Annotated in this window: 6 protein-coding genes; all 6 read right to left on the reverse strand. The window is 58.0% G+C overall.

Annotated features, from left to right (window positions below; genetic code table 11):
• On the reverse strand, positions 1–1301 hold a 1301-nt coding region (locus HMPREF0298_RS00440; RefSeq protein WP_245527432.1), incomplete at its 3' end, for a lantibiotic dehydratase.
• On the reverse strand, positions 1279–1839 hold the full coding sequence (locus HMPREF0298_RS12360) for a hypothetical protein (protein ID WP_006839094.1): 561 nt from the start codon (positions 1837–1839) through the stop codon (positions 1279–1281). The genes HMPREF0298_RS12360 and HMPREF0298_RS00440, both read right to left, overlap by 23 nt.
• A gap of 33 nt (positions 1840–1872) precedes the next feature.
• Positions 1873–3228: a lantibiotic immunity ABC transporter MutE/EpiE family permease subunit gene (locus HMPREF0298_RS12635; RefSeq protein ID WP_245527417.1), complete on the reverse strand. Its 1356-nt coding sequence runs from the start codon at positions 3226–3228 to the stop codon at positions 1873–1875.
• A 212-nt stretch (positions 3229–3440) separates the two neighbouring features.
• A complete protein-coding gene (locus HMPREF0298_RS11690) occupies positions 3441–4178 on the reverse strand; it encodes an ATP-binding cassette domain-containing protein (protein ID WP_083789470.1) in 738 nt (245 codons plus the stop codon).
• 84 nt (positions 4179–4262) lie between these two features.
• On the reverse strand, positions 4263–4985 hold the full coding sequence (locus HMPREF0298_RS00460) for a response regulator (protein WP_006839097.1): 723 nt from the start codon (positions 4983–4985) through the stop codon (positions 4263–4265).
• Between the two features lie 45 nt (positions 4986–5030).
• Positions 5031–6382, reverse strand: a 1352-nt coding sequence (locus HMPREF0298_RS00465; RefSeq protein ID WP_245527418.1) for a sensor histidine kinase, incomplete at its 5' end; no start/stop codon positions are given.

Raw genomic sequence — 6382 nt, forward strand, 5'->3', positions numbered from 1 at the left:
GATACCCAGTCGATGTTGATTGCGTATTCGTCGTTAAGATGACGGCTGGGCAGGAGATCGAAGCGTGCACTGGCTACGCCGCCGGGGATACTGGAAATCGCGTCGGCAATGTTATAGGTGGGGTCGGTGGGGGTCCCGTGGAGTGACGCGATGAGATCGAGGGAATCGAAGCGAGAATAGGTTCGTTTCTCCCTGGGGAGCGAGGCGGCCTCGGATTGAAGGTCAACCCAGCCATCCGCGGATTTGATGCCTCGGGTGTAGACGGAACGGAGGTAGTCAGAGGAGGATTTTGTCGCGGTCAGGCTGCGGGCCTGGGGAGAGGTGGTGACAGTTTTCCAATCCAGGCCGAAGACGGGATGGATCAGGTGTGTCAGCGGGATCCTCGAGGCACCATATTTTTCCAGGAGTAGTTGTGCCAGGACCTGCGCGAGTCCGCTGTCGTTGTATTCAAAAGCTCCGTGGGTGAAACCGTGTTCCAGGAAGGCTGTTAGTTCTTCCCTCATGCCCGTCGGAGGGGCTCCCACGGCAGAGCGGTAGGAATCAACATCTTCATCTGCGTATTCAGTCTGTGCTGGTAGGTGATTCTCGTCAGCCTCCAGGGCGAATTCTTGGGTAAATAAGTTGCGCTGGGAGCGGTAGGTGTCGTAGCCGATAGACTTTTCGGAGAGGAGAAATTCATGTTTGACCAGCTGGTGAATCACCTTCTCAATACTGGCCATGTCCGCGTCAGGATAAGCATTGAGAATCGTTGCCCGCAGGTCCTGGCCGGAAATGGGGGTTTTAGCCCAGGCCCGTATCCCTTTGATCAAAGGGTTGACGCCCACGGAACTGAACACAGGAGTCGATTGACTGCGGGGAGCGGTGATGTAACAGCGCTCGTCCATGATCACTGCCGAAGGATTCCATCGGAGAATCGTGCCTTCCGCCTTCTTGTCATCAGCCACGATCGATGAGCGGGAAGCTGTGATCGTCAGCGTGGGTTCGAGGGTAATTTCACCGGGGACGTTGGAGGGCGACGAAGATATTTCTCCCACGGTGCTGATCATCCGAGAGGGGGTAGCCCTTCCTGCTGAACGGGCTATAAGGCCAGAGAGCGCCCGGGCGGTCTTCCGGATGATTTTGGGACGTTGCTCCGAGCCGTCAACAATTTGAGAGGCATTGGTGACTATCTCTGGATGGAAGGTGTTGAGCTCGGCCCACAGGAGGGGGTGCCGCCCCGCAAGGCGGAGCAGGTCAGTGACTGTTGTCGCCTCGGCGAGGTCTTCCAGAACGGTGATATCAGTGGATGCAGCTCGAATAATGGGGCATCCGGTGGGCGCTGTGACCGAGACACTTGGTGTCGAGGACCTCGAAGGCGTCTTCAATTTCGCTCCTGTACATGTTGGGCTGGGCTGCGAGGAATTCGTCTCGGAGCCGGGTAGTGAGGGATTCGGCATAGGGGTCGGTGCTGGAGGCAAACGGCCATCCATTAAGCACCCAGAGGGCTGCCTGGGGGTTTCCCTGGCGGAGATAGTTGACAGCGACGTCATAGTCGAAGAGGACCGCGTCATGTAGGACCACCGAGCGGGTTACTTTGTCGTAATGGATGTCAACGCCAGATTCCTGGCACACCTTGAGCGGGTACCACAACGAGGATCGCGAGCAGAACCCCCCGTAGAGCACCTTTTCGATCGTGCTCCGGGCCAGCCGTCCTCCTCCGCTGGCGACCATGTGCAAGAGCTGGGCCGCCCGGGTACTCGATACTTCCTTGCCGTTGATGCGTAATGTTCCGGTGATCTGCACGAAGTGCCGTCGTAACGGCGCCACGGGCTGACTGGCGCTGTCAATTACCGCGTTCATGTCCTGTCTTTCTGCTTGTCGTAGAGTGTGAAATCAGCCACGGCGTTCTGAGCCGCGGATCTCTCGGGTGGCCCAAACAGTGCTGCCACTGATGAGCAATGCCTGGAGCACTATCGCGATAACGAAGCGGGCAGCAGTATCCGCTGTTTCCGGCCAGGACGGCACCGCCACCAGCCAGAGCACCGTCTCCGCGAGGACGTCTCCGCCTAAAGTGGCCGAGACAACCGTCCACAGCACGGTCGCTGCGATAGCTACCCCCGATCCGAATCGGATCCGTAGGGCGGTCGAGACCATGGTCAACAAGATTCCTGTCAGCGCCCACAGCACCACCATCCGCGCAGTTTGAGTGAGATCACCGCCGGCCAACAGATGGGCACCACCAGTACCTACCGCCAGCAGTAGGAGGAGAATCGCCTGCCAGGCAAGGTAAGCACCCCGGATGCGGTGATTCTCGGTTACGGCAATCGGCCAGGCACCGGAGAGCGCCGACCAGGTCATCACGGGGAGCAGTCCCGCGCCCAAGGGCAGAATCGCGAAGGTATACAACCCGCTGACGTACCCGGGGGGATAGATTAGCGCCACTGCATAAACAAGAACTACTGCGGTGATGGCCAGGGGAGTCGCGGCGGTGCGGCTCAGGGGCCTGTGGACTGCTGCTAGGACGTTGAGCAAAGACTGGTTTTCTCGAACATTATGCTCACCGCGTATGTGGACAACCGGGTGGTGAGAAAGACCGGTCACGGAGGGATCAACCGTGGCATGTTTCGGGTCGTCACCGTCATCTGAATCTCGCCTGTGGGGGTTAGGGCGTTTCCCTGTTACTCGTTGGCCCCTCAATGCAACGGCCAAACCCACTGTGACCACGGCGAAAGCAAGATTGAGGGCGAGGCCAGCCACCGGGGATTCCTCCGCGAGTGGGTGCCCGGTCTCCAGAGGAACAGCGTTGGAGTGGATCCCTAGTGTCGGGAGCAAGAGGCGGACTGGCCAGGCGGGTGGAAAGGCCCACCACCAGCTAGCTTCCGCGGTCAAGGTGCCGGCAACCTGATAAACCACCGCAACCAAGAGAGCAGGAATCATGCCGGTAACGCGCGCGACGATGCTAAACAACGCGATGGTCGAGATGCTCCCGATCCAGGAGAGCGCACCCGCACTGAGGATTGTTCCGGCCCCCGCACGGTAATCGGCAACCGCATAAAGCCAGGCAACACCGAAATTGAGCAGGTGGAAGACAGCCGAGAGGGCGATGAGAACCATCAACCGGGCCGCCCTCGTCTTGATGGGGGAGACGGGGCGGAGATTGGTTCCGCCGTAGCGTGCCTTCTTTTCCCTGGTTTCGGCCAGACCCGCCAACAGGGCAAGAATAGGGGCCGCCATGCCGGTGATGTACATGGCCTGCCAGCTCAAGATGCCTGAGGCATCATGAGCGCCAGACGACCAGAGGGAAAACGTCGAGCTGAGAAGGCCGATGAGCAACCCGATCAGGGGAAACCACTGGAGGGCAGAGGATTTGAGACGGATAAGCTCCGCCCGGATGACACCGGGCCAGGTGCCCGCCCGTGCGAGGTGTCGGGCTCGAGAACGTGCATGAATGGTCGCCCCGGTCATCGCGTTGCCCCTGTTGAGTGGGTCATACGCAAAAACTCATCCTCAAGGCGATCTGGATCAGCGAAATCATGCAGAGGACCGGAATAGGCATCCCGGCCATTGACCAGGACGGTGATATCGTCGGTCAGCCGTGCGACCTCTCCCAGCTGATGGGAGCTGACCAGCACAGTTCCTCCTCCTGTAGTCCAGCTCCGGAGGAAACCCCGAAGATCCACGATTCCCTGTGGATCAAGGCCGTTTTGAGGTTCATCCAGAAGGAGAATGGGCGGTGAGCCCAGCATGGCAATTGCCAGGGCGAGGCGAGCTTTCATACCGGTGGAGAAATCCCGTGCCTTCTTTCGTCCGGTTTCTTGCAGTCCCACCATGCTCAATGTTCGGTCGGCCTCGTCCGTGCCGAGCCCAAGCAACTGCGCATGAACGCGGGCGTTATCCCTGGCCGACAGGTGCGGATACAAAGCGGGTCCGTTGATGGAGGCGCCGATGTTGATCAAGCTGTCCCTTGTGCGTTGTGCACCAAGGATTTCCACGGTCCCGGTTCCGCGATCTTCGAGTCCCAAAATGATCCGAAAGCACGTGGACTTGCCGGCCCCATTCCTGCCTAGCAAGGCGTGTACCCGGCCAGTTTTGACCTGCATGGAAAAACCATCCAGTACTTGGTGGCCGCCGAATCCTATCCGGAGGTTGTCACACGATAAAGCCACTGTGTTTAAGGCTGTAGAGGTCACAAACCCCATAATCGCTTGCTGAGGCAAGTGAGCGAATCCGTCTCAAGAACGAAATTTTTGTCCGCCCGTTCCCCCGGGCGGGGGAATCCTCTCCTATTTCACGGCTTGTGAACTCTGGGCGCTGACAATGCCGGAGGTGTGAGCCCATACCGCTAGTCCGACGCGGTCACGTACCCCTAATTTGGCGATCAACCGCGATACATAGGTTTTGACGGTGGCTGCCCCGATGTGGAGATGTGCGGCGATTTCAGCATTGGTCTCGGCGAGCGCCACCCGCTCCAGCACTTCCAGCTCACGAGGCGTCAACGGCTCAACAGGAGGGGCTGTCGTGGTGGATTCCGCTACGCAAGAGTCCCGGAAGCCGTTGATGACGAACTCGGTGATCCCCGGGGAGAGGACGGACGCCCCCTGATGGATCCTCCGTATGGCATCGATCAGAGCTTCCGGTCCGGAGTCTTTGAGCATGAAACCCTGTACCCCTATTTCCAGTGCCCGGCGTACGAGATCTTCGGAGTCGAAGGTCGTCAACATCAAGACCTTCGTGGTTTCACGGCGCTGTCGGATGATCTGCGCGGCCTCGATCCCGTTTAGGTGGGGCATGCGGATGTCGAGGACGGCGACGTCAATACGCCACCTTTCTGCAGCTTCAATGGCTTCTCGTCCGTTGCCCGCGGTCGTAACGACCTCGATGTCGTCTTGGGTGTTCAGAATAGTTTTGAGGGCAGTGATCATCATGGGCTGGTCGTCAGCTACCAGCACCCGGATAGGGCGGTCATTCCGCGTTTCGGAACCCTGACTTCCGTGTGCGTGCTCCATTACTTTCTGCAACCCCTCTTGATTCTATTGACCGACTTCTTACACCTAACACGGTGAGATCGGCAATGACGCCTGCACACGGAAGTATCCCTGCCTGGAATGGTATTGAATCTGACCATTGAGACTGTCCACGCGCTCCTGCATTCCGATGAGACCGCTTTTTGTGCCCGTCAGTGCAGGTGAGACCTCATCCTGTACTCCCGGTGACCAGCTCTCGATATCCAGCGTGATTTCGTCGTCCTCCCAGTCAACGGAAATATCCACCTCCACCCGGCTGCCGACCCCTTGGTGGCGTACCACATTGGTCAAGGACTCGTTGAGGATGCGGCGAACGCCCAGCTGGACGATAAGCGGGGACGAAGATGATATTTCGGCCAGGTCTCGGTCGGAGGGGAGCGAGGCAGTGATCTCCATTCCGGTTTTCCGGTACTTGTCAATCTGCTCGACGGCACTGGCGAGGTTCGTTATCTCATCTAAGGAGATGGAATCTGTCTCAGAACGCAGTGCTTTGACGATCCCTCTCACCTCTGCCAAGGCAGAAGAACTGGTGTCTTGGATGCTTTCCAGTATCTCTTCGTGCCCGGCATGGTCTTTCGAAGGGCGTTGACGGGCCACCATTATCCCTGCAGAGGCCTGAACATTTATCAAAGTAAGACTATGGGCAAGAACATCATGGATCTCTCTGGCAATTTGGACTCGTTCCCGCTCTCGAATGGCAGATTGTTCCTCCAGGGCGGCATGCTCTCGATTGCGCTGCTGTTCAGCATGGCGATCTTCTTCTCTGCGGCGGTTGATCGCGATCTGCCGGATGGCGGTCAGGCCAAGCCACTGAATCAGTAACCAGGAGAGACCTTGGTCGCTGCTGTGATAGAGCATTCCTGATTCAGTCTGGTACCACATGATCGGGGACACAAAGCAGTACACCAGCGCCGCGGCATAAAAGAGGAAGGAGATTATTCGTCGCTCCAAGAATCGTGCTGTTGTATACACGATAATCGGCATGACCAGCACGAAGGGAGTGAACCCCAGGTTCAAGGGAAGTGCGGAAAACCAGTTTGCGGTCCACAAGGCCATGAGCAAGAGCATGGCGACCGATGACGCGGTCGGTCGCGTGCGCCAAAAGAGCAACGCGGGGATGAACAAGATGGCTAATATGGCCTGGACTATTTCTTGCTGAGATCCGTTAGTGGCGATCGCGCCATAAATAAAGGCCAGAAAAGTAGCCAGAACGGCGAAGCCCCAATCTTCAATGTGAGAAGGGATTCCCCGCAGCGATGCACTCATATCCCATGACATTAGAACATGGGCGTTCAGTAGGTCGGATTCGGTATACCTTGTCACCGACCACGAATCTGATTTGAGGAGGACGATGCAGGGGGAAGGTTTACTGGTGCTGC

Source organism: Corynebacterium lipophiloflavum DSM 44291 (genome assembly GCF_000159635.1).
GTDB lineage: Bacteria > Actinomycetota > Actinomycetes > Mycobacteriales > Mycobacteriaceae > Corynebacterium > Corynebacterium lipophiloflavum.

Excerpts from the sequence above, each read along its gene's own strand:
- HMPREF0298_RS12360 (WP_006839094.1), bottom strand. The coding sequence starts at position 1,839 with ATGAACGCGGTAATTGACAGCGCCAGTCAGCCCGTGGCGCCGTTACGA.
- HMPREF0298_RS12635 (WP_245527417.1), bottom strand. The coding sequence starts at position 3,228 with ATGTACATCACCGGCATGGCGGCCCCTATTCTTGCCCTGTTGGCGGGT.
- HMPREF0298_RS11690 (WP_083789470.1), bottom strand. The coding sequence starts at position 4,178 with ATGGGGTTTGTGACCTCTACAGCCTTAAACACAGTGGCTTTATCGTGT.
- HMPREF0298_RS00460 (WP_006839097.1), bottom strand. The coding sequence starts at position 4,985 with ATGGAGCACGCACACGGAAGTCAGGGTTCCGAAACGCGGAATGACCGC.